A 21,803-nucleotide genomic window follows, 5' to 3' on the forward strand; every position below is an offset into this window, starting at 1 on the left:
GCCTCGCGAGGGGAGACCAGGCTGGGCGAAAACCACGGCCCAGCAACGTGGACTTCCTTGCATGGCAGGAAATCAGGCGCTCGCGTAGGCCGGGACGATCGCCGCGGTCGGCGGTGTCGGGCTTGCTCTATCAACCGCGCACTATCTGCCGCCGGGCACCGCAGAACCCGACCTCGACCTCAGCCTCCGGCTGGCCTGCATCGGAGCGTTCGCGCTGGCGATCCTGACCCTCCGCCGACGCCGAGGCGAGCCGCTGGCCTGCGCGACCTCGTAATCACGCTGCCCGGCGCGGACCGGCCGCCGCGACGGGACTCGCCGCGGCGGGAGATGTCCAACAGGCGCAACAAAAGTCACTGCAGCAGCGCGACGCACTCCACGTGATGCGTCATCGGGAAAGCGTCAAAGGCCCGCAGATCCGTCAGCGAATACCCGTGCTCCGAGAAGAACTGCACATCCCGCGCGAGAGCCGCCGGGTCGCACGCCACGTAGACGATCCGGTCCGGTTCGCCCTCGGCGATCGCGTTGACGACCGCTCGGCCGGCGCCCTTGCGCGGCGGGTCGAGGACCACGACGTCGACCGGCGTCGGGGCGTCTCCGATGAGGTGTTCCACGCGTCCGGAACGCCAGCTCACCTGCGGCAGGTCGGCGAGGTTGCGCTCGCCGTCGGAGACCGCGCGCCGGCCGGATTCGATGGCCAGCACCTGGCCGTCCGGGCCGACCTGGTCGGCTAGCACCGAGGCGAACAGGCCGACCCCGGCGTACAGGTCCCAGGCGACCCCGCCGCGTGGCGCGGCCGCCCACTCCCGCACGAGTTCCGCGAGTGTGTCCGCCGCCTGCGGGTGGACCTGCCAGAAGCCGTGCGCGTCGAGCCGCCAGTCGCGGCCGGCCGCGTGCTGGATCGCCATGCCGCCGGAGAGCTGCTTGCCTTGCGTCCGCCCGCGCACGGTGGCGAGTTCGCGCAGGTGGAGGTGGTTCTCTGCGTCGCTGGTGACTTCCAGTTCGGTGCCCGGCCGCCAGCGCTTGCTCAGCGCGGTGTCGAGCGAGCCCGGCACCGCGATCGGGCAGTCGTCGATCGGGATGACGCGGTGGCTGTGGTGCGCGCGCAACCCGGCCTGGCCGTCGCGTCCGGCGACGAGGCGGACCCGGCTGCGCCAGCCGAGCGGGCCGCCTTCGAGCGGTTCCACGACCACGTCGCGGGTGATCCCGGCGAGCCGTTGCAGCTGTTCGGCCACCACCGCGGCCTTCAGTTCCCGCTGGTAGGCCGGTTCGGCGTGCTGCCAGTCGCAGCCTCCGCACCCGCCGGGAGCGGCGAGCGGGCACGGCGGCGCCACCCGGTGCTCGGACCCGCTCAGCACCTCGATCGCGTCGGCGCGGCAGAACGAGCCGCCCTTGTCCTCGGTCACTTCGGCCCGGACGCGTTCGCCGGGCAGCGCGTGCCGCACGAACAGCACTCGTCCGTCCACACGCGACACACAGTGCCCGCCGTGCGCGACTGGGCCGACTTCCAGTTCCAGGATCCGGCCTAGCCAGCTCTCGGTCATTCTGATGATTCCTTTGTCGCAGGGGCTGGCTTCGGGGCGTCCGGGGGACGCGGCGTCGTCGGCGTGAAGCCGCGCCGGACGTCACCGGCGGACGGACGGGCCTTGCGCAGCCGCGCCACCGCCTTCTGCGACGACTCCAGCTGCCACGGCACGCTCGCCACGACCACGCCGGGCTGGAACAGCAGCCTTCCCTTGAGCCGCAACGCACTCTGGTTGTGCAGCACCTGCTCCCACCAGTGCCCCACGACGTACTCCGGAATGAACACCGTCACAACGTCGCGCGGATTGGCGCCGCGGACCCGCTTCACGTAATCCAGCACCGGCTTCGTGATTTCCCGGTACGGGGATTCGACGACCTTCAACGGTACCTTGAACTTGTGCGCTTCCCACTCGTGGGTGAGCGCGCGGGTGTCGGCGTCGTCCACATTGACCGTCACCGCCTCGAGCACGTCCGGGCGCATCGCCTTCGCGTACGCCAGCGCGCGCAGCGTCGGCCGGTGCAGTTTGGACACCAGGACGATCGCGTGGTTGCGCGAGGGCAGCACGGTCGGCGCGTCGCCCATGTCCTTGAGCTCCTCGGACACCCGGTCGTAGTGCTTCCGGATCGCGGTCATCAACGCGAAAATCGCCACCATCGCGGCGATCGCGATCCACGCGCCGAGCAGGAACTTGGTGATCAGCACGATCACCAGCACGGTGCCGGTCATGGTGAGGCCGATCGCGTTCACCGTCTGCGAACGGCGCATCCGCCGCCGCGCCGCCGCGTCGGTTTCCTTGGCCAGCAACCGGTTCCAGTGCCGGATCATGCCCGCCTGGCTGACCGTGAACGACACGAACACGCCCACGATGTACAGCTGGATCAGCCGGGTGACCTCCGCGTCGAACGCGATGATCAGCACGAGCGCGAAAATCGAGAGGAACAGGATGCCGTTGGAGAACGCCAGCCGGTCGCCGCGGGTGTGCAGCTGCCGCGGCAGGTAGCGGTCCTGGGCGAGGATCGAGCCGAGCACCGGGAAGCCGTTGAACGCGGTGTTCGCGGCCAGCAGCAGGATGATGCCGGTGGAAAACGAGATGTAGTAGAACGCGGGCGGGAAGTCGGCGAACACCGCGTGCGCGATCTGCGCGACGATCGTCTTCTGCTCGTAGCCGGGAGGCGCGCCGGCCAGCTGCCGCGCCGGGTCCTCGGCGAAGTTCACCTTCGTGACGATCGCGAGCGTGATGATGCCGACGAGCATCGTCACCGCCAGCACGCCCATCAGCAGCAGCGTGGTGGCCGCGTTCTTCGACTTCGGCTTGCGGAACGCGGGCACGCCGTTGCTGATCGCCTCGACCCCGGTCAGCGCCGCCGCGCCGGAGGAGAACGACCGCAGGATCAGGAAGACGAAGGCGATGCCCGCCCAGTTGCCTTCCTCGTGCAGCGTGAAACCCGCGCTCTCGGCGCGCATCTCGGTGCCGGTGACGGTCTGGAAGAGTCCCCAGACGACCATCAGCAGGATGCCGGCGATGAACCCGTAAGTCGGAATGGCGAACGCTTTGCCGGATTCGCGCACTCCGCGCAGATTCAGCGCGGTCAGCACGGCCACGATCACGACCGAGGCGAGCACTTTGTGGTTGGCCACCCACGGAATCGCCGAGCCGATGTTCGCGACGCCGGACGAAGTGGACACCGCGACGGTCAGCACGTAGTCGACCAGCAGCGCGCTCGCCACCGTCAGGCCGAACTTCCCGCCGAGGTTGGTCGTCGCGACCTCGTAGTCGCCGCCGCCGCTCGGGTACGCGTGGACGTTCTGCCGGTACGACGCCACGACGACGAGCATGACCAGCGCGACCGCGACCCCGATCCACGGCGCGAAGGCGTACGCGGACAGGCCCGCGACGCTGAGCGTCAGGAAGATCTCCTCCGGCGCGTAGGCCACGCTGGACAGCGCGTCGGAGGCGAAAATGGGCAGCGCGATGCGCTTGGGCAACAACGTGTGGGCGAGACGGTCGCTGCGGAACGGGCGCCCTAGGACCAGTCGCTTCAGCACTGTCGGGAACTTCGACACCTGCAGAATGTACAGCGGAGCGAAGCTCCCCCGCTGAGGGCGGTGGAGGGGAGGACGGTGGAGGTAACCGGGTCGCCGCAAGGTAGGTTCGGCGCTGGTGTCCGAGGGTACCCACCGACGGGTCATCCGCACCCTGCGAGGAGGCTAAGCGTGCACGTGGTGATCATGGGATGCGGCCGCGTCGGCGCGTCTCTGGCCGCGGCGCTGGAGCGGCTCGGCCACGACGTGGCCGTCATCGACAAGAACCAGCAGGCGTTCCGCAGGCTGGGCAGCGACTTCCACGGCCAGCAGGTCGTCGGGGCGGGTTTCGACCGCCGGGTGCTCGTCGAGGCCGGGATCGAGCGCGCGGGCGCTTTCGCGGCCGTTTCGAGCGGCGACAATTCCAACATCATCTCCGCGCGGGTCGCGCGCGAGAACTTCGGCGTCGAGCACGTGGTCGCGCGCATCTACGACCACAAGCGCGCCGCGGTCTACGAACGGCTGGGCATCCCGACCGTCGCGACCGTGCCGTGGACGACCGACCGGTTCCTGCGCACCCTGCTGCCCGACGGCGTCGCCTCCGCCTGGCGCGATCCGTCCGGCAACGTCGCGCTGCTGCAACTGCCGCTGCACGAGGGCTGGGTCGGCCGCAGCGTGCACGAGCTTCAGGAGACCACCGGCGCGCGGGTCGCGTTCATGATGCGGTTCGGCACCCCGGTGCTGCCGGACGCGAAAACCGTCGTGCAGGCCGACGACGACGTGTGGGTGGCGGCGCGTTCGGGCACCGTCGGAGACGTGACGAGCCTGGCCGCTCGCGCCCCCGAGGAGGAGAACTGATGCGGGTCGCGATCGCGGGCGCGGGCGCCGTCGGGCAGTCCATCGCCGCCGAGCTCATCGACGGCAACCACCAGGTGATGCTGATCGAGCGGGACGCCGACCAATTCGAGCCGGAATCCGTTCCGCAGGCCGACTGGGTGCTCGGCGACGCGTGCGAGGTGTCGATCCTCGAGGAGTCCGGCATCGAACGCTGCGACGTCGTGATCGCGGCGAGCGGCGACGACAAGGCGAACCTCGTGGTGTCGCTGCTGGCGAAGACGGAGTTCGCCGTGCGGCGCGTGGTGGCGCGGGTGAACAACCCGGCCAACGAATGGCTGTTCACCGACGCGTGGGGCGTCGACGTGGCCGTGTCGACCCCGCGGATGCTCGCCGCGATGGTCGAGGAGGCGGTGAGCGTCGGCGATCTGGTGCGGCTCATGACGTTCCGGCAGGGGCAGGCGAACCTGGTGGAACTCACCCTGCCGGAGGAGACGCCGCTCGCGGGCAAGCCGGTGAGCGAACTGGCGCTGCCGCGCGACGCGGCGCTGGTGACCATCCTGCGCGGCGACCGGGTGATCGTGCCGCAGCCGGAGGACCCGCTCGAGGCGGGCGACGAGCTGCTGTTCGTCGCGACCTCGGACGTCGAGCCGGAGATCCGGACGGCGCTGGGCTACTGAGACGCGAAAAAGGGCGGGCCCGCGACGGGTCCGCCCTTTTTTCGTAAGTCGGATCAGGTCTCCGGAGTCGGCGCCTGCGCGTATTTCTGCCGCAGCCGCGCCTCGACCTGTGCGTCGGTTTCCGGCTCCGGTTCTTCCTCGGCGAGCGCCTTCAGCCGCTTGTCGGAACGGCGGACCGCCCAGACGACCACCAGCAGCCCGATCGCGTACAGCGGGTAGCCCATCGCGATCTTGGCGAACGCGAGCCAGCCGGTCTGGTCGCCGTCGTACAGCCAGCGCTGCACCACGAACCGGGCGGCGAAGATGACGGCCATCGCGAGCGTCGCGACGTCGTAGCCGTAGCGGGACGGCTTGTCCTTGCGCCAGGCGGTGCCGTTGCCGTTGAGCGCGTTCCACACGACGCCCGCCAGCGGCCAGCGCACCACCACCGACATCACGAACACGGCGCAGTACGCGAGACTCGCCCAGATGCCGAAGAGGAAGAACCCCTTCGCGGACCCGGTGCGGAACGCGATGAACGCCGCGATCGCGACGCCGAAGAATCCCGAGATCGCCGGCTGCAGCGGCTCCTTGCGCACGACGCGCAGGACGGTGATCGCCACCGCGCTGCCGATCGAGCCCCAGATCGCCACGGTGAGCCCGAAGAACGCGTTCAGCAGGACGAACACGATGACCGGCACCGAGGAGTAGAACAGGCCGGAAACCCCGCCCATCTGCTCCATCAGCGTCGGCTGCCGCTCGGGCTCGTCCCCGTTTCCGGGCGCGTCCTTGTCGTCGCGGGGAGCAGCGGGTTCAGTCACGAGTGTTGATCACCCTACCGGGCTCTGGAGTTCGTAATACGGGTTGTAGAGCACCTTCTGCCCGTCCCGTTCGGCCATCCGGCCGCGAACCTTGACGGTACGGCCGGGCTCGATGCCGGGAATCCGGCGCCTGCCCAGCCAGATTAGCGTCACGCCCTGCGTGCCGTCGAACAGCTCCGCCTGCAGCGAGGCGGGCCCGTCGGTCGGCGACAGCTCGACGCTGCGGAGCCTGCCGAGCACCGTCACCTCTTCGCCGGACCGGCAGTCACAGGCGCGCTGCGCGCCTTCGGCACCCGACCTCTCGGACATCTCGTCGGCGTCGAGGTCCTCGACGTCGCTGGTCAGCTTGCGAACCAACCGGCTGAAGTAGCCGCCGTCCTTGGCGGACATGGTGTGCTCCTGTGCTCCGGGGCCCCCGACTTCGTTCGGCCCGTGCGTATTCCAGCGTAGCTGCGGTCTCAGCCAGGGAAACGGGTTTGCGGCAAGATCGCAACGTGACGTCCGCAATCCGTCTCCCGGCCGCCGTCCTGCTTCCCGGCACCGGCTCGGACGACATCTTCGTGCGCTCGGTGTTCGGCGGCCCGCTCGCGGCGCTCGGCGTGCCGATGATCACGCCCGCGCCGGCGCCCGGGGCGGGTCTCGCGGAAGCGTTTTTGGCCGAACTGGACCGTCTCGCTGACCGGCACGGGACGGTGCTGGTTGGCGGGATCTCGTTCGGGGCGCATCTCGCGGCGGAGTGGGCGGCGGCGAATCCGGGGCGTTGCGGTGGGCTGCTCGCGGCGCTCCCGGCTTGGAACGGGGAATCCGGGCAAGCACCCGCGGCGCTGGCCGCGACGGTCACAGCGGATCTGGTGGCCGCCGAGGGGGTGGACGGGGCGCTGGCGCAGGCCGCGGCGGGGAGCCCGGGATGGCTCGCGGAGGAGCTGGACCGGGCTTGGCGGCGACACGGGGCGGGCCTGGAAGCCGGGTTGCGGGCTGCGGCGGGGAGAGCCGCGCCGGCTTTGGCGGACTTGCGGGGCGTGGACGTTCCGGCCGGGGTGGGCGGATGCGCGGATGATCCGGTTCATCCCGCTTCGGTTGCCCGGGAATGGGCACGTGCGTTGCCGCGAGGGCGGTACGGGGAGACGTCGCTCGCCGCGATGGGGCGGGATCGCGAGGCGTTGGGGCGGGCGACTGTTTTGGCGTTTTTGCGGGCGTTGTGAGGATGCGCCGAAAAGGCCCTCACGGAACGGTGTCCGCGAGGGCCTTCTGGAGAGCGAAAACGGTCAGCCCTGTTGTTCGGCGATGTGCTGGGCGACCGCGTCCGGGAGAGTGATCGGGAGCGGGGTGCGCACCGGCATCGGGGAGTTGCCTCGGTCCACGACGGTGCGGCGCACGATCGCTCGCAGGACCTCGGGAGCTTGCGAGGCGGTGGACTGCGGACCCGCGATCACGCCGCGCAGCATCCAGCGGGGGCCGTCGACTCCGACGAAACGCAGGGCCACGTCGCCGACGATCGCGGACAGTTCCATGCCCCATTCGCCCCGGCCGACGTTGACCTTCGCGCCGTCCGCGCGGAGCTGGTCGGCCAGTTCGTTGCTCACCTCGCGCCACAGGCCGCCGGATTTCGGGGCCGCGTAGGCGCTGACGGTGATCTGCCCGACCTCGGTCACGACGTGCACCGCGCGCACGCCGCCCTCCTCCGGGTCCATTTCGACCTGTACCTGCGAACCGTCGGGCACCGGCACGCGCACCGAGCCCAGGTCGATGCGCGGGATGCCGTCTTCCTCGGCTTCGGCGGCGTCGAACGGGCCGTCGGTCGTCTCCGACAGCTGGTCCTCGGGTTCGAGCGCGTCGTCGGCGCCGTCAGCTTCGGCGTCCTCGCCGCGCTGGGAAGCGACGCCTCCGGTCTCGTCGTCGCCGGACCGGCGCTTGCGTCCGAAAATCCCCACTATCGTTCCGTTCCTTCCCCGGTGCCCGCGCCGGTGTCTCCGGCGCCGGGTGCCAGTGTGGCGTGCCCGCCGGTCGAGCCGTAACCTCCCGCGCCGCGTTCGGTCGTCTCGAGTTCGGCGACCTCGACGAACTCCGCGTGCTCGACCCGCTGGACCACCAGCTGCGCGATCCGGTCGCCGCGCGCCAGCACGATCTTCTCGCGCGGGTCATGATTGACGAGGCAGACTTTGATCTCGCCGCGGTAGCCCGAGTCGATCGTGCCGGGAGTGTTCACCACGGACAATCCGACGCGCGCCGCGAGCCCCGAGCGAGGATGCACGAACCCGGCGTACCCGGCGGGCAGCGCGATCGCGACCCCGGTGCCGACGACCCCGCGCTCTCCGGGTCCGAGCACGATATCCGAGGTGGTGACGAGATCGGCCCCGGCGTCGCCGGGCCGGGCATAGGAGGGCGGCGGGACTTCGGGGTCGAGCCGCTGGAGGAGGACCTGAACGCTGGACACGGGCGGCGAGACTACCCTTGTCCTGTGGCTGACCGCGTGAACACCGCCGCGACGGGCGTCGTCGCACACTCCGAACGGCTCTACCTGCCGTGGTGGGGCTGGCCCCTGCCGATGGCAGGCGCGATCCTGCTGGGCGTCGAGGTCCACCTGGGCTACCCGTCCATCCCGATGTGGATCCCGCTCGCGATCGCCGTGCCGGTCATGGCCGCCCTCCTGCTCTCGCTGGGAAGGGCGAAAATCAAGATCACCGGCGGAGACGACCCCGAACTCTGGGTCGGCGACGCCCACCTGCCGCTCCGCTACGTCGGCGAGATCACCGTCGTGGAAAAGGACGCCAAACGCCACGCCCTGGGCCGCGACGGCGATCCCGCCGCCTTCGTCCTGCACCGAGGCTGGGTGGGCCCGGCAGTCCGCATCACCCTGACCGACCCGGCAGACCCCACCCCGTACTGGCTCTTCAGCACCCGCAAACCGAAGCGAGTCGTGGAACTTCTCCGCCCCGCCTGACCCGCTCGCGCCGTACGTGAGGGCCACCCTCATTGACTCTGATTCCCTCAGGGTTCCCCTCACGACCCCACCGCCGTCACGACCCCACCGCCGCCGGAACACGCACCCAATGCGGCATTGGGTGCGTCAGATGCACCGAACGCCACATTGGGTGCGTCCCATGCACCCAATGCCACATTGGGGCGCTATCCCACCCGCCAACCGCAGCCGATGTACCCAACGGTCGAGGCACCCAGCCCCCACCCGCAGCCGATGTACCCAACGGTCGAGGCACCCAGCCTCACCCGCAACCGATGCACCCAACGAGCGAGGCACCCAGCCCCTCCCCCGCACCCCGATACGAAGCGCATCTGCGGTTCGGGGGTGCTTGTCAAGGCATCTTTCCCGCCTTGACAAGCACCCCCGAACCGTCAGCACAATCAAACTTCGGGGTGCCCCACGCAACCAAAAGCCGATGTCGCCGCCAGGCGACGAGAACCCCCGAACACGAGTAAGGGGCCGACCAACCGGCCGACCCCCGTGCTTACCCGGTCTTCCCAAGACCGCGAAAACGCTGACCCCGTGAATCTCCCCTAGATCTCCCTGTGAAAATCCCCAGGTCAGGCGCAATCGCGGCAGATCAGCCTGCCGCCGTTGTCCTCGGCGAGCCTGCTCCGGTGGTGCACCAGGAAGCAGACCGAGCAGGTGAACTCGTCCGCCTGCTTCGGCACGACCTTCACGGTCATGTCTTCCCCGGAGAGCCCGGAAAGGTCCGCGCCGGGAAGTTCGAAGTTCTCCGCGGTCGCGTCCTCGTCGACGTCGACGACGCCGGACTGGTTCTCGTTCCGCCGGGCCTTCAGCTCCTCCAACGAGTCTTCGGCCAGCTCGTCGGCTTCGCTGCGGCGCGGAGCGTCGTAGTCGGTAGCCATGGTGTCCCTCACCCCTGCGATTCAGCGTGTCGTCCTGCACCGGTTCCGGAGGCGCCCGATACCGGTCGTGCCGCTGGTCAACGTTCCAGCGCCCCTGTTTGTGCCCGGCCCGCGAGTGACCCAGGTCTCAGCCTGGCGGACCTCGTTCTGCGGCCGGAGCCCGGGAAGGGTAGCTCACCGCCGGACGCGTCTCGCACCGAGTCGGACATTGCCGGTCCAGCGTCACCCGGGAGGGGGAACGCGCAGGTGAGACGCCTGTCCTCCGTTCGGGTTGCCCCGGCGTCGTAAACATCACCTCGCCGCCGAGTCGGCTTGCTCGCGCGGAGCCGTCCGTGGTGCGATCGCCACCGAGGGGCATTACGCGGAACGGGTGAAGGTGACCCGCGACACCGCGCGTCGCGAACAGCGCCTAGGCTCACCGGCTACCACGCCGGTGCGTACGCTGGCGGTTACCGCGAGGCGCGGCGGCGCGACCGCGGCCGGTTCTGCGAGGGGAAGGGACGGGGCAGGTGGCGTCGGGGAACGGGGCGGGGAACCGTGGTGCGCGGCCTTACCGCAAGCACCGTCCGCTGCCCGCGTTGATCGTGATCGGCGTGCTCGCGCTCGGCGCGGTGTTCGTCTGGGTCAACGCCGTGGTCGGCCGCGGCGACATCGACGAGGCGGTGCGCTGCAGCCCGGAGCCCAAGGCGCCGCCGGGGATCACCTACACCTCGGTCCCGCACAACGGTCTGGACGACCGCTCGCCGATGCCCCCGGACAAGGTCGCGCTGAAGGTGCTCAACGCCAGCAGCACGCGCGGGCAGGGCAGCATCGCCACCAACGCACTGCGCGAACTCGGCTTCACCGCGATCGGCGATCCCGCCAACGACCCGGCGTACCCGAAGGGCGACGCGCGCTGCCGCGGCCAGATCCGGTACGGCGACAACGGCGCCGCCGCGGCCCGCACGGTCAGCCTGGTGGTCCCCTGCGCGGAACTGGTGCACGACACCCGCAAGGACGCCTCCGTCGACCTGGCCACCGGCAAGCTCTTCACCGACGTCCAGCCGCGGCCCGAGGCGGTCAAGATCCTCAAGCAGCTCACCGCCTGGTCGCAGGCGCACCAGGGCGGCGGCGGCAGCGAGCAGTCCGCCAGTCCGGGCGCGCCGGTGATCGACCAGACGCTCCTGGCCTCGGCGCGCTCCGTCACCTGCTGACCCCGCGAACGAGGTCAGCAGGCCCGCGGTCACACCTCCGCCGCACCTCCCGCGACCAGCGCCGCGCGCAGTTCCGTCGCGATCCCCGGCGAGGCCGCGAACGTCGCGTCCTCCCCCAGATCCGCCGCTTCGCCCGGCAGCAGCACCGTCGCGCCCGCCTCCTGCGCCACCAGCGCTCCGGCCGCCCAGTCCCAGCGGTGCAGACCGTGCTCGAAGAACCCGTCCAGCCATCCGGCGGCGACCGCGCACAGGTCCAGCGAAGCCGCGCCCCGGCGGCGGATGTCGCGCACCTGCCCGACGAGATCCGCGGTCAGCTTGCCCTGCCGGATCCGGCGGTCCCGCGCGTAGGAGAAGCCCATCCCGACGAGCGCCAGGTCAAGCCGGTCCGCCGCGGACACCGACAGCCGCTCGCCGTCGAGCCACGCACCGCCGCCGCGGACGGCCGTCCAGCGCCGGCCGCTCACCGGCTCCACGACCGCTCCCGCGACCGACACCCCGTCGATCTGCGCCGCGATCGACACCGCGAAGGCCGGCAGGCCGTACAGGAAATTGACGGTCCCGTCGATCGGATCGACCACCCAGGTGACGCCGCCGCCGAGCGCTCCCCCGCCTTCCTCGCCGAGCACCGGTTCCCCGGGCCGGATCCGCTCCAGCCGGGCGCGGACCAGTTCCTCCGACTCCCGGTCCACCGCGGTCACCACGTCGGTCTCAGCGGACTTCGTGTCCACCGCGACCTCGCCGCCGGACCGCATCCGCACCCAGGCCGTCCGGACCAGGTGCGCGGCCTCGACCGCGACCTGTTCGGCGGTGTTCTTCAGGTCGTTCAGCATCGCCTCGTCAACTCCCACGCCCGCCATGTCACCACATCCGGTTAAAGTCTCCGCAGCAGACTTCTGAATCGTGCGAGAAGGGACCACGTCAGTGACGGCGACCCGAGGTTTCGGAATCGACATCGGCGGCAGCGGGATCAAAGGCGCGCTGGTCGATTTGGAACAGGGACAGCTCATCGGGGACCGGCACCGGATCGAAACGCCGCAGCCCTCGACGCCGGACGCGGTGGCGGACGTCGTCGCCGAGATCGTCCGCGCGGCGGAATGGGACGGCCCGGTCGGCGTGACGCTTCCCGCGGTGGTCAAGAGGGGCACCGCGCACACCGCGGCGAACATCGACCACAAGTGGATCGGCACCGACGCCGAGGCGCTCTTCGCGAAGCGGCTCGGCAAGAGCGTCGGCGAGGTCACGATGCTCAACGACGCCGACGCCGCGGGCCTCGCCGAGATCCGCTTCGGCGACGCGGCCGCGCGCACCGGCGTGACCGCGCTGCTCACCTTCGGCACCGGCATCGGCAGCGCGCTGTTCCACGACGGCAAGCTCGTGCCCAACACCGAATTCGGCCATCTCGAGGTCGACGGCCACGACGCGGAAAAACGCGCCGCCGCTTCGGTGAAGGACAACGAGGGCCTGTCGTATCCGCAGTGGGCCAAGCGGGTGCACCGGTACCTCTCGGTGCTGGAGAACCTGATCTGGCCGGACCTGTTCATCGTCGGCGGCGGCGTCAGCAAGAAGGCCGAGAAGTGGGTGCCGCTGCTGGACATCCGCACGCCGGTGGTCGTCGCGTCGCTGCAGAACAACGCGGGCATCGTCGGGGCCGCCGCGGCCGCCGCGGAGGGCGCCGGGCACTGACCGCCGGGTCCGCGCCGGGTCTCGGACCGGTCACCGGGAGGCGCCGGGAAGGGGGCCGGAGGGTGATCGCTTCGCGACGCAGTGGGCCGACGTCGTTACAATGGAACACGGCGCAGGAGCTGCGGAGGCAAAACCGCAGGCCGAGGCGTGTTCCCCGAATGTGAGGCAGCTGAGGTGGCGACATCTCGGCTCGTCATGATCGACCGCTGCGAAAGGGCGTAAGTGGCAGCCGCAAGAACCGCAACCCGAGGCGGGACGAAGACAGCGACCGAAGCCGGCGAGCCGGCCGACGAGGCAGCCACCGGAGCGGCGAAGTCCCCGGCGCGCAAGACCGCCGCGAAGCCGGCGGGCGCGAAGAAGACTCCGGCCAAGAAGGCTCCGGCGAAGAAGGCCGCCGCGAAGGGTCCGAAGACCGACGACGGCGATCCCGACGGCCCGGTCGACCTCGACGAGGCCGAACTCGACAGCCCGGATCTGTCCGATCTCGAAGAGGTCGAGGTCGACGTCGTCGACGAGACGGTCAACGACGAGACCGACGACGATGACGACGACTCCGAGGACGAGGCCGAGGCGACCGAGGGGGCCGCGGGCGCCGCGACGTCCACCGCCGCCCGCCGCCGCGCGAGCGCCGCCGAGAAGGGCGGCAAGTCCTCGGACAACCCGGACTTCGTGTGGGACGAGGAGGAGTCCGAGGCGCTGCGCCAGGCGCGCAAGGACGCCGAGCTCACCGCGTCGGCCGACTCGGTCCGCGCCTACCTCAAGCAGATCGGCAAGGTCGCGCTGCTGAACGCCGAGGAGGAGGTGGAGCTCGCCAAGCGGATCGAGGCCGGGCTCTACGCCGCCGAGCGCGTGCGCACCGCCGAGGAGGAGGGCGAGAAGCTCGTCACCCAGATGCGCCGCGACCTCAAGTGGATCGTGCGCGACGGCGAGCGGGCCAAGAACCACCTGCTGGAGGCGAACCTCCGGCTGGTCGTGTCGCTGGCCAAGCGCTACACCGGCCGCGGCATGGCGTTCCTGGACCTGATCCAGGAGGGCAACCTCGGCCTGATCCGCGCGGTGGAGAAGTTCGACTACACCAAGGGCTACAAGTTCTCGACGTACGCCACGTGGTGGATCCGCCAGGCGATCACCCGCGCGATGGCCGACCAGGCGCGCACCATCCGCATCCCGGTGCACATGGTCGAGGTCATCAACAAGCTCGGCCGCATACAGCGCGAACTCCTGCAGGACCTCGGCCGCGAGCCGACGCCCGAGGAGCTCGCCAAGGAGATGGACATCTCGCCGGAGAAGGTCCTGGAGATCCAGCAGTACGCGCGCGAGCCGATCTCGCTGGACCAGACCATCGGCGACGAGGGCGATTCGCAGCTCGGCGACTTCATCGAAGACTCCGAGGCGGTCGTCGCGGTCGACGCGGTGTCGTTCACGCTGCTGCAGGACCAGCTCCAGTCGGTGCTGCAGACGCTGTCCGAGCGCGAGGCGGGCGTGGTCCGGCTGCGCTTCGGCCTCACCGACGGCCAGCCGCGCACCCTCGACGAGATCGGCCAGGTCTACGGGGTCACGCGCGAGCGGATCCGGCAGATCGAGTCGAAGACGATGTCGAAGCTGCGTCACCCGTCGCGTTCGCAGGTGCTGCGCGACTACCTGGACTGAGCTTCTCCGGTTCCCGCGAGAAACCCCGCCCCGCACTACGCGGCGGCGGGGTTTCTGCGTTTACCGACAACGCCGCCGCGGCATCGGCCCGGCATTTCCGCGAAATCCTTCCTTCGTCTGACCACAGTGGACGCCGACGACTCCGGAAAACCCGGCGACACCGGATCAGATGCGAATTACGCTGCGGCGCAAGGGTAATCCGCGCAGTGAATCGCGGCGGGCGAACGTGCACCCGAACATGCGAGTACGCGGCGACTCGGCACGGCAGTGTTGCGCACGTGTCCGTTTCCTGTTCACAACCGTTCACCCGGAACCCCCGGAACCGTTCCGGAATACTCATCGCCGGTGCACAGTCGCGCACCCACCGCGACACTGGGACCCGGGCAAGAGGCGAAAGTCGGTTGTTCTCTGCCCGAACGCGGAAATCGTGATTGTTTGGTTGCCTGAAAACGAAGATCGCAACGAGTGATCGCCATTAAGCTGCGCCCACAACGAGCGTCAGTATTGGAAGGCAGCACCGCCCAGTGTTTTCGACGAAAACTCAATCGCGAGCGAGCCAGGGATGCCCGGCGGCGCGGAGCGGATCCTCCGGCCCCGGTGAAGCGAGGCAACTGTGATCGGGTTCCTCCTCCGCAGACTCGTCAACTACATCGCCCTGTGCCTCGTCGCGACTTTCGCGGCGTTCTCCTTGGCGTCGCTGTCGTTCAGCCCGCTGGACGCGCTCAAGCTGCGCAATCCGCCGGCTCCGCAGGCGACCATCGACGCCAAGGCCGCCGAACTGCACCTGGACCAGGCGATCCCGCACCGGTTCTTCACCTGGCTGGGCGGCGTGTTCCAGGGCGACTTCGGCCGCACCGTGGCCGATCAGGCGATCACCGACGAGCTGTTCCGCCGCGCGGGCGTGAGCCTGCGGCTGTTCCTGCTCGGGATCACGATCGGCATCATCATCGGCGTGCTGGTCGGCGTGGTCAGCGCGATCCGGCAGTACAAGATCAGCGACTACATCGCCACCACGTTCTCCTTCGTGGTGCTGTCGACGCCGGTGTTCGTGATCGCCACGATCCTCAAGGCGGGCGCGCAGTCGGTCAACGACAACCTGCTCGACGGCTACCAGTTCTTCATCGTGCAGGGCGAGGGCGGCGCGGTCGACGGCGGTTTCGGCGACGTCCTGCTCGACCGGCTGCAGCACATCATCGTGCCGACCCTGGCGATCGTGCTGACCCAGGTCGCCTACTACAGCCGCTACCAGCGTTCGGCGATGCTCGACGTGCTCGGCTCGGACTTCCTGCGCACCGCGCAGGCCAAGGGCCTCACCCGCAGGCGCGCGCTGTTCAAGCACGGCCTGCGCACCGCGCTGATCCCGATGGCGACGCTGTTCGCGTTCGGCTTCGGCCTGCTCATCACCGGCGGCGTCTTCACCGAGAAGATCTTCGGCTGGTACGGCATGGGCGACTGGCTGGTGACCGGCATCCAGAAGCAGGACACCAACATCGTCACCACCGTGACCCTGTTCATCGCGATCTGCGTGCTGCTCGCCGGCTGGCTCGCGGACGTGCTCTACGCCGCGCTCGACCCGAGGGTGAGGATCTGATGGCCGCCCCATTGAACGAGGCCGACCTCGCCGACTCGGCCGTCGCCGCCACCGAAACGGACGCCTCGCAGCAGACCGGGAAGTCCTCCAGCCGGGGCAGGCTCGTCGCCCGCCGGTTCTTCCGCAACAAGCTGGCCCTCGTCGGGCTCGTCGTGATCCTGCTGTTCTACGTGCTGGCGTTCACCTACAGCTGGTATTCGCCGTGGGGCTACGACGAACTGGACCCGACCTCGACGCTGATGCCGCCGGACGGCACGCACTGGTTCGGCACCAACCAGATCGGCGGCGACATGTTCGCGCAGACCATGCGCGGGCTCCAGAAGTCGCTGACCATCGGCCTGCTGGCCGCGCTGTTCTCCACCGGCGTGGCCTCGATCGTCGGCTCCGCGGCGGGCTACTTCGGCGGCTGGACCGACCGGGTGTCGATGTGGGTCGTCGACCTGCTGCTGATCCTGCCGCCGTTCCTGATCATCTCGATCCTGTCGCCTGCTTTCCGCGGCAAGACCTGGCTGATCCTGGTCGGCCTGATCGCGCTGTTCCAGTGGATGATCACCGCCCGCATCGTCCGCGGCATGACGCTGACGCTGCGCGAGCGCGAGTTCGTGAAGGCCGCCAAGTTCATGGGCCAGTCCCCGTGGCGGATCATCTTCAAGCACATCGTGCCGAACATGGCTTCGCTGCTGATCATCGACGCGACGATCAACGTCGGCGTCGCGATCATCATGGAGACGTCGCTGTCGTTCTTCGGCTTCGGCGTGCAGGCTCCGGACGTTTCGCTGGGCACGCTGATCTCGGCGGGTTCCGACGCGGTCCGGACGTTCCCGTGGCTGTTCTACATCCCGGCCGGCTTCCTGGTGTTCACCGTGCTCGCGGTGAACTTCGTCGGCGACGGCCTGCGCGACGCGCTCGACCCGTCGTCCAGCCGTTCGCGGCGCAAGGAACGCAAGCGGATCGAAGAAAAGACGAAGTCGACCGCGTCGACGCAGACCGTGGGAGCAGAAGCATGAGCGCCGCACTCGAACTGAGCGCGGAAACGGGCAAGCCGACTGGCACCGTGCTCGAGGTTTCCGACCTCGAAGTGTCCTTCCCCTCCGAGTCCGGCCGCGTGCACGCGGTGCGCGGGCTGAACTACCAGGTCGAGGCCGGCGAGGTGCTCGGCATCGTCGGCGAGTCCGGTTCGGGCAAGTCGGTGTCGTCGCTGGCGGTGATGGGGCTGCTGCCGCCCCAGGCGCGCGTGTCGGGCTCGATCCGGTTCCAGGACAGCGAGTTGATCGGCAAGTCCGACACCGAGCTGTCGAAGATCCGCGGCAAGAAGATCTCGATGGTCTTCCAGGACCCGCTGTCGGCGCTGACCCCGGTGTACACCGTCGGGGCGCAGATCGCCGAAGCGCTGCTGGTGCACGGCAAGGGCACGATCACCAAGCAGCAGGCGAACAACCGCGCGGTCGAACTGCTCGACCTGGTCGGCATCCCGAACGCGGCGGCGCGGGCGAAGGCGTTCCCGCACGAGTTCTCCGGCGGCATGCGCCAGCGCGCGGTGATCGCCATCGCGATCGCCAACGACCCGGACCTGATCATCGCCGACGAGCCGACCACCGCGCTCGACGTGACGGTGCAGGCGCAGGTGCTGGAGGTGCTGAAGACCGCGCAGGAGGTCACCGGCGCGGGCATCGTCATCATCACGCACGACCTCGGCGTGGTCGCCGGGTTCGCCGACCGGCTGATGGTGATGTACGCCGGGCGCGCGGTGGAACAGGGTCCGGTCGAGACGATCTACGCCCAGCCGCGGATGCCGTACACGCTGGGCCTGCTCGGTTCGATTCCCCGTGTCGACGCGCGGGAGAAGCAGCCCCTGGTGCCGATCGAGGGCCAGCCGCCGTCGCTGGTGAACCTGCCGCAGGGCTGCCCGTTCGCGCCGCGCTGCCCGCTGGCGATCGACGCCTGCCGCACAGCCGAGCCGGAGCTGTTCACGATCACGCCGGGCAACCCGAACGCGCCGGTCGACACGACGCACCGGGCCGCCTGCATCCGCACCGAAGAACTCGCCCGTCCCGACGCGGACGCCGCCGAGGTCTACGGCGCCGAGGTGATCGAGGAGGCCGAGGTCGCGTCCCTGCCGCGCACCGAGCGCTCGACCGTGCTGGACGTGCAGGACCTGCAGAAGCACTACGCGGTCAGCAAGGGCACCGTCTTCAAGCGCAAGGTCGGCGTCGTGCGCGCGGTCGACGGGATCACCTTCGACATCGTCGAGGGCGAAACCCTGGGCCTGGTCGGGGAATCCGGCTGCGGCAAGTCGACCACGCTGATGGAGATCCTCGAACTGGCGGCCCCGTCGCACGGTTCGGTCGCGGTGCTCGGCAAGGACGTGGCGAAGCTCGCGGGCAAGGACCGCAAGTCGATCCGCCGCGACCTCCAGGTGGTCTTCCAGGACCCGATGGCCGCGCTCGACCCCCGGCTGCCGATCGGCGACATCATCGCCGAGCCGATGGTGACGCACGGGTTCTCGAAGGAGCGCATCGACCAGCGGGTGCCGGAACTGCTCGGGCTGGTCGGGCTGCGGCCCGAACACGCCGACCGGTACCCGGCGGAGTTTTCCGGCGGGCAGCGCCAGCGCATCGGCATCGCGCGGGCGCTCGCGCTGGAGCCGAAGCTGATCGTGCTCGACGAGCCGGTGTCCGCGCTCGACGTGTCGATCCAGGCCGGCGTGATCAACCTGCTGGACGAGCTGAAGGCCAAGCTGGGCCTGTCGTACCTGTTCGTGGCGCACGACCTGTCGGTGGTCCGGCACATCGCCGACCGCGTGGCGGTGATGTACCTCGGCAAGATCGTGGAGATCGGCGACGTCCGCACGGTTTTCGAGGCGCCGCAGCACCCGTACACGCAGGCGCTGCTGTCCGCGATCCCGATCCCGGACCCGGCCAAGGAACGCGAACGCGGCCGGATCATCCTCACCGGCGACCTGCCCAGCCCGGCGAACCCGCCGTCGGGCTGCCGGTTCCGCACCCGGTGTTTCGTCTTCTCCCAACTGTCCGAAGAGGACAAGAAGAAGTGCGTCGACGTCGAACCTCCGCGCGAATCCCGCGCCGAGGACCACGACGTCGCGTGCCACTACGCCAAAACCCGCGAAGTCGTGTAGCCACGATCCGTTGGCACACCAGAAGAAGGAAGGTAAACACATGCGACGGAGAATGGCCGCGATCGTGGCCCCCGTTGCCGCTCTGGGGCTCCTGCTCGCCGCTTGCGGCGGAGGCAGCGGCGGCGGCGACAAGGGATTGCAGGACACCGGTTCCTCGGGCGTCAAGACCGCCGACATCAACGCGCAGCCGATGGACAAGGTGAAGGACGGCGGCGACTTCAAGTGGCCGGTCGACCAGCTGCCGGACAACTGGAACTACAACCAGGTCGACGGCACGGTCCTGGACGGCGCCAGCATGTTCGGCGCGATCCTGCCCTACCCGTTCCCGCAGAACGCGGACGCGACGGTCGGCCTGGACAAGAACTACCTGACCTCTGCTGAGATCGTCAGCAAGGACCCGCAGGTCATCGAGTACAAGATCAACCCGAAGGCCAAGTGGAGCAACGGGCGCCAGTTCTCCTGGGAGGACTTCGCCGCGCAGGCCAAGGCGCTCAGCGGCAAGGACACCGCCTACCAGGTGTCCGGCACCACGGGTTACGAGGACATCGCGAAGGTCGAGAAGGGCACTGACGACCTCGACGTCAAGATCACCTTCGGGAAGAAGTTCGCGGAGTGGAAGTCGCTGTTCTCGCCGCTGTACCCGAAGGAGCTCAACGGCGACGCGAACACGTTCAACAAGGGCTGGGCGCAGAAGGCGCTGATCACCGCGGGTCCGTTCAAGATCAAGAGCGTCGACTACACCGCCAAGACCGCGGTGTTCGAGCGCGACCCGAACTGGTGGGGCGACAAGCCGAAGCTGGACACCGTGACCTACAAGGTCGTGGACCGTCCCGCGCTGGCGGACGCGTTCGCCAACGGGCAGATCGACTTCTACCCGCTGAACAACGACATCAACGCGTTCAAGCGGGCCCAGGCGGACCCGAACGCGGTCGTGCGCCAGTCGGCCTACCCCGACTACACGCACATGACGCTCAACGGCGCCCCGTCCTCGATCCTCGCGGACAAGGACCTGCGGCTGGCGGTCATGCGCGGCGTGGACACGGTGACCATCGCGAAGTCGATCCTCGGCCAGATGCAGAAGGACACGACGCCGATCGGCAACCACCTGTTCCTCAAGGGCTCTAAGACCTACGAGGACAACAGCGGCCCGTACAAGTTCGACCAGAACGCGGCCAAGGCCGAGCTGGACAAGCTGGGCTGGAAGCAGTCCGGCGACCTGCGCGCCAAGGACGGCAAGCAGCTGAAGCTGCGCCTGGTCATCCCGTCGGGCACCCCGATCAGCCAGCAGACCGGCCAGATCCTGCAGTCGCAGCTGAAGGCGATCGGCGTGGGCATCGACATCGTCGCGGTCCCGTCGACCGAGTTCTTCAAGAACTACGTGAACGTCGGCAACTTCGACCTCACGCTGTTCCGCTGGATCTCGAACTCGTTCCCGATCGGCGGCAGCAAGGGCATCTACTACCTCGACCCGAAGAACGTCAACCAGAACTACGGCCGGATCGGCAGCGACAAGGAAAACCAGCTGCTCGACACCGCCGCGCAGGAACTGGACGACACGAAGCGGGCCGCGGACATCAACGCCGCGGACAAGGAGATCTGGGCGCTGGGCCACCAGCTTCCGATCTTCCAGTCGGTCGGCGCGTTCGCCGTTCGCAAGACGGTGGCCAACTTCGGTTCGCCGGGCTACGCGAACAACCCGTACGACTACCCGAAGATCGGGTTCGTGAAGTAATCCTCCCCCAGCGGGAATCGAAGGAGCGGCGCGGACTCCCCGCGCCGCTCCTTCCTTTTTGGACAGTTAAGGTGATCCTTGTGCGGAAGTTCCTGCGATTGCGGCCGGTGCGGCACATCCTGGTGACGAGCGCGGTCGTGCTCGTCGCGTGCGCCGCGGTGTTCGTGGTGCAGCTGCTGGAGTTCAACAGCGCCCGGCCGCGGCTGCAGGGGCTGACGGTGAACGCGACCGGGATCGTCTCGCGGGTCGACGACAGCACGGTCACCGTGCGGTTCCCGGTGCCGAACCAGCCGGAAGCGAGCGCGGCGGTCGAACTGGACACCACTCCCCCGCCGCTGGGCACGAAGGTTCCGGTGCGCTACGACCCGTCGGCCCCTTCGCGCGCGGTCACGACCGGTGCTTCGGCTTTGGTGACCGCCGACCGTGCTTCGACGTACGCGACAGTCACCGTGGTCGCGGTGCTCGCGATGCTGGCGGTGAACGGCTTCCTGCTCTTCACCCGATTCGTGCAGCCTTCGCGACGCAAGGCGAGCGCTTCGGTGCCGATGCGCCGGGTGAAGGTGCAGCGCGGCTTGCTGACGCGGTCGTGGCTGGAGACTGATACCGCGACGCCGCGCTGGATCCCGGTGTATTTCTCGCCGACGCTGATCGGCCTTCCGTCGCCTTCGCGCGTCGAGGTGCTGGGCGACCTGCGTACGGACCGCCACGTTGCCGTCCGGATCAACGACGAGGTGCTGTACCCAGCGGGGTCGGTGCGCACCGGCGAGCCTCGCGGCCGCCGTCTGGACAACCCTTCCGAGCCGGACGAGGAACGCGCGCTCGCCGCTGCCACACCGGTACGGCTTGCGCGGCAGTTCCGTGCCGACCTGCCAGTGCTGGCCGTCGCCCCGGTGGTGGGCGCGTTCTGGGCGCTGGTCGACGGGAGCGGATTCGCGGGCTGGCTGACGGTCAGCGTGCTGATCGCGGCGTTCGGGTTCTGGTGGGCCGCTTTGCGCGGCTCGGACCCGTCGCTCTGACGCGGCCGGGCAGACTTCGTGGAGGTTCGTGAGGGGAACCCTCAGGGAATCTGATTTGAACTGGCCCCCGAAAGTTGGACTGGCTAAGTGAAGGT

General features: G+C 69.2%; 20 protein-coding genes. 12 read left to right on the forward strand and 8 right to left on the reverse strand.

Features of this window, described 5'->3' with window-relative positions; translation table 11 throughout:
- Window positions 1–350 precede the first annotated feature (350 nt).
- Together EIZ45_RS28015 and EIZ45_RS28020 are read right to left on the reverse strand one after the other, a co-directional pair.
- Complete coding sequence (locus tag EIZ45_RS28015) at window positions 351–1,541, reverse strand: class I SAM-dependent RNA methyltransferase (RefSeq protein ID WP_134666447.1); 1,191 nt, start codon at window positions 1,539–1,541, stop codon at window positions 351–353.
- On the reverse strand, window positions 1,538–3,586 hold the full coding sequence (locus tag EIZ45_RS28020) for an APC family permease (RefSeq protein ID WP_134666449.1): 2,049 nt from the start codon (window positions 3,584–3,586) through the stop codon (window positions 1,538–1,540). The genes EIZ45_RS28015 and EIZ45_RS28020 overlap by 4 nt, the downstream gene beginning before the upstream one ends.
- 150 nt (window positions 3,587–3,736) lie before the next feature.
- On the opposite strand from EIZ45_RS28020, the gene EIZ45_RS28025 reads away from it, so the two are divergent.
- Together EIZ45_RS28025 and EIZ45_RS28030 are read left to right on the forward strand one after the other, a co-directional pair.
- On the forward strand, window positions 3,737–4,402 hold the full coding sequence (locus tag EIZ45_RS28025) for a TrkA family potassium uptake protein (protein ID WP_037819124.1): 666 nt from the start codon (window positions 3,737–3,739) through the stop codon (window positions 4,400–4,402).
- Window positions 4,402–5,058 (forward strand): TrkA family potassium uptake protein, encoded by a 657-nt coding sequence (locus EIZ45_RS28030; RefSeq protein WP_009075577.1) that lies wholly within the window; start codon window positions 4,402–4,404, stop codon window positions 5,056–5,058. Before EIZ45_RS28025 ends, EIZ45_RS28030 begins: the two co-directional genes overlap by 1 nt.
- A gap of 53 nt (window positions 5,059–5,111) precedes the next feature.
- On the opposite strand, the gene EIZ45_RS28035 is transcribed toward EIZ45_RS28030, so the two are convergent.
- Window positions 5,112–5,858, reverse strand: a complete 747-nt coding sequence (locus tag EIZ45_RS28035; protein WP_370318189.1) for a DUF3159 domain-containing protein — start codon at window positions 5,856–5,858, stop codon at window positions 5,112–5,114.
- A 9-nt stretch (window positions 5,859–5,867) separates the two neighbouring features.
- A complete protein-coding gene (locus EIZ45_RS28040; protein WP_009075573.1) occupies window positions 5,868–6,248 on the reverse strand; it encodes an OB-fold nucleic acid binding domain-containing protein in 381 nt (126 codons plus the stop codon).
- A 104-nt stretch (window positions 6,249–6,352) separates the two neighbouring features.
- Here EIZ45_RS28040 and EIZ45_RS28045 point away from each other — a divergent pair, with 104 nt between their 5' ends.
- Window positions 6,353–7,060: an alpha/beta hydrolase gene (locus EIZ45_RS28045; protein WP_167756581.1), complete on the forward strand. Its 708-nt coding sequence runs from the start codon at window positions 6,353–6,355 to the stop codon at window positions 7,058–7,060.
- Between the two features lie 63 nt (window positions 7,061–7,123).
- On the opposite strand, the gene EIZ45_RS28050 is transcribed toward EIZ45_RS28045, so the two are convergent.
- Window positions 7,124–7,789 (reverse strand): DUF3710 domain-containing protein, encoded by a 666-nt coding sequence (locus tag EIZ45_RS28050; RefSeq protein ID WP_134666451.1) that lies wholly within the window; start codon window positions 7,787–7,789, stop codon window positions 7,124–7,126.
- Window positions 7,789–8,292 carry a dUTP diphosphatase gene (gene dut / locus EIZ45_RS28055; RefSeq protein WP_134666453.1) on the reverse strand — a complete coding sequence of 168 codons (504 nt, stop codon included), beginning with the start codon at window positions 8,290–8,292 and terminating at the stop codon, window positions 7,789–7,791. Before dut ends, EIZ45_RS28050 begins: the two co-directional genes overlap by 1 nt.
- 24 nt (window positions 8,293–8,316) lie before the next feature.
- Between dut and EIZ45_RS28060 the strand changes: the two genes are divergently transcribed.
- Entirely contained in the window at window positions 8,317–8,799 is a 483-nt protein-coding gene (locus tag EIZ45_RS28060) for a DUF3093 domain-containing protein (RefSeq protein WP_043838365.1), read from the forward strand.
- 599 nt (window positions 8,800–9,398) lie between these two features.
- Here the strand turns inward: EIZ45_RS28060 and EIZ45_RS28070 are convergent.
- On the reverse strand, window positions 9,399–9,707 hold the full coding sequence (locus EIZ45_RS28070) for a DUF4193 domain-containing protein (protein ID WP_013224476.1): 309 nt from the start codon (window positions 9,705–9,707) through the stop codon (window positions 9,399–9,401).
- Window positions 9,708–10,216: 509 nt separating this feature from the next.
- Here EIZ45_RS28070 and cei point away from each other — a divergent pair.
- Window positions 10,217–10,900 carry an envelope integrity protein Cei gene (gene cei, locus EIZ45_RS28075; RefSeq protein WP_037819138.1) on the forward strand — a complete coding sequence of 228 codons (684 nt, stop codon included), beginning with the start codon at window positions 10,217–10,219 and terminating at the stop codon, window positions 10,898–10,900.
- Window positions 10,901–10,929: 29 nt separating this feature from the next.
- On the opposite strand, the gene EIZ45_RS28080 is transcribed toward cei, so the two are convergent.
- Window positions 10,930–11,757 (reverse strand): inositol monophosphatase family protein, encoded by an 828-nt coding sequence (locus EIZ45_RS28080; RefSeq protein ID WP_037819141.1) that lies wholly within the window; start codon window positions 11,755–11,757, stop codon window positions 10,930–10,932.
- A gap of 64 nt (window positions 11,758–11,821) precedes the next feature.
- Between EIZ45_RS28080 and ppgK the strand changes: the two genes are divergently transcribed.
- From ppgK to EIZ45_RS28115, 7 genes are all read left to right on the forward strand, one after another.
- Window positions 11,822–12,583, forward strand: a complete 762-nt coding sequence (ppgK, locus tag EIZ45_RS28085; RefSeq protein WP_037819144.1) for a polyphosphate--glucose phosphotransferase — start codon at window positions 11,822–11,824, stop codon at window positions 12,581–12,583.
- 222 nt (window positions 12,584–12,805) lie between these two features.
- Window positions 12,806–14,233, forward strand: a complete 1,428-nt coding sequence (locus tag EIZ45_RS28090) for an RNA polymerase sigma factor (protein ID WP_134666455.1) — start codon at window positions 12,806–12,808, stop codon at window positions 14,231–14,233.
- Window positions 14,234–14,846: 613 nt separating this feature from the next.
- Window positions 14,847–15,824: an ABC transporter permease gene (locus EIZ45_RS28095; protein WP_037819149.1), complete on the forward strand. Its 978-nt coding sequence runs from the start codon at window positions 14,847–14,849 to the stop codon at window positions 15,822–15,824.
- Window positions 15,824–16,831 carry an ABC transporter permease gene (locus tag EIZ45_RS28100; RefSeq protein WP_134666457.1) on the forward strand — a complete coding sequence of 336 codons (1,008 nt, stop codon included), beginning with the start codon at window positions 15,824–15,826 and terminating at the stop codon, window positions 16,829–16,831. The genes EIZ45_RS28095 and EIZ45_RS28100 overlap by 1 nt, the downstream gene beginning before the upstream one ends.
- Window positions 16,828–18,960 (forward strand): ABC transporter ATP-binding protein, encoded by a 2,133-nt coding sequence (locus EIZ45_RS28105; protein WP_037819153.1) that lies wholly within the window; start codon window positions 16,828–16,830, stop codon window positions 18,958–18,960. The genes EIZ45_RS28100 and EIZ45_RS28105 overlap by 4 nt, the downstream gene beginning before the upstream one ends.
- 40 nt (window positions 18,961–19,000) lie before the next feature.
- Window positions 19,001–20,692, forward strand: coding sequence for an ABC transporter family substrate-binding protein (locus EIZ45_RS28110; RefSeq protein WP_134666459.1), 1,692 nt, complete (start codon window positions 19,001–19,003; stop codon window positions 20,690–20,692).
- 80 nt (window positions 20,693–20,772) lie between these two features.
- The gene (locus EIZ45_RS28115) at window positions 20,773–21,708 is read left to right on the forward strand and encodes a DUF3592 domain-containing protein (RefSeq protein ID WP_205670108.1); all 936 of its coding nucleotides are present in this window, start codon (window positions 20,773–20,775) and stop codon (window positions 21,706–21,708) included.
- Window positions 21,709–21,803: the final 95 nt, after the last annotated feature.

It is taken from the genome of Amycolatopsis sp. CFH S0740 (genome assembly GCF_004522315.1).
Classification (GTDB): Bacteria; Actinomycetota; Actinomycetes; order Mycobacteriales; family Pseudonocardiaceae; genus Amycolatopsis; species Amycolatopsis nivea.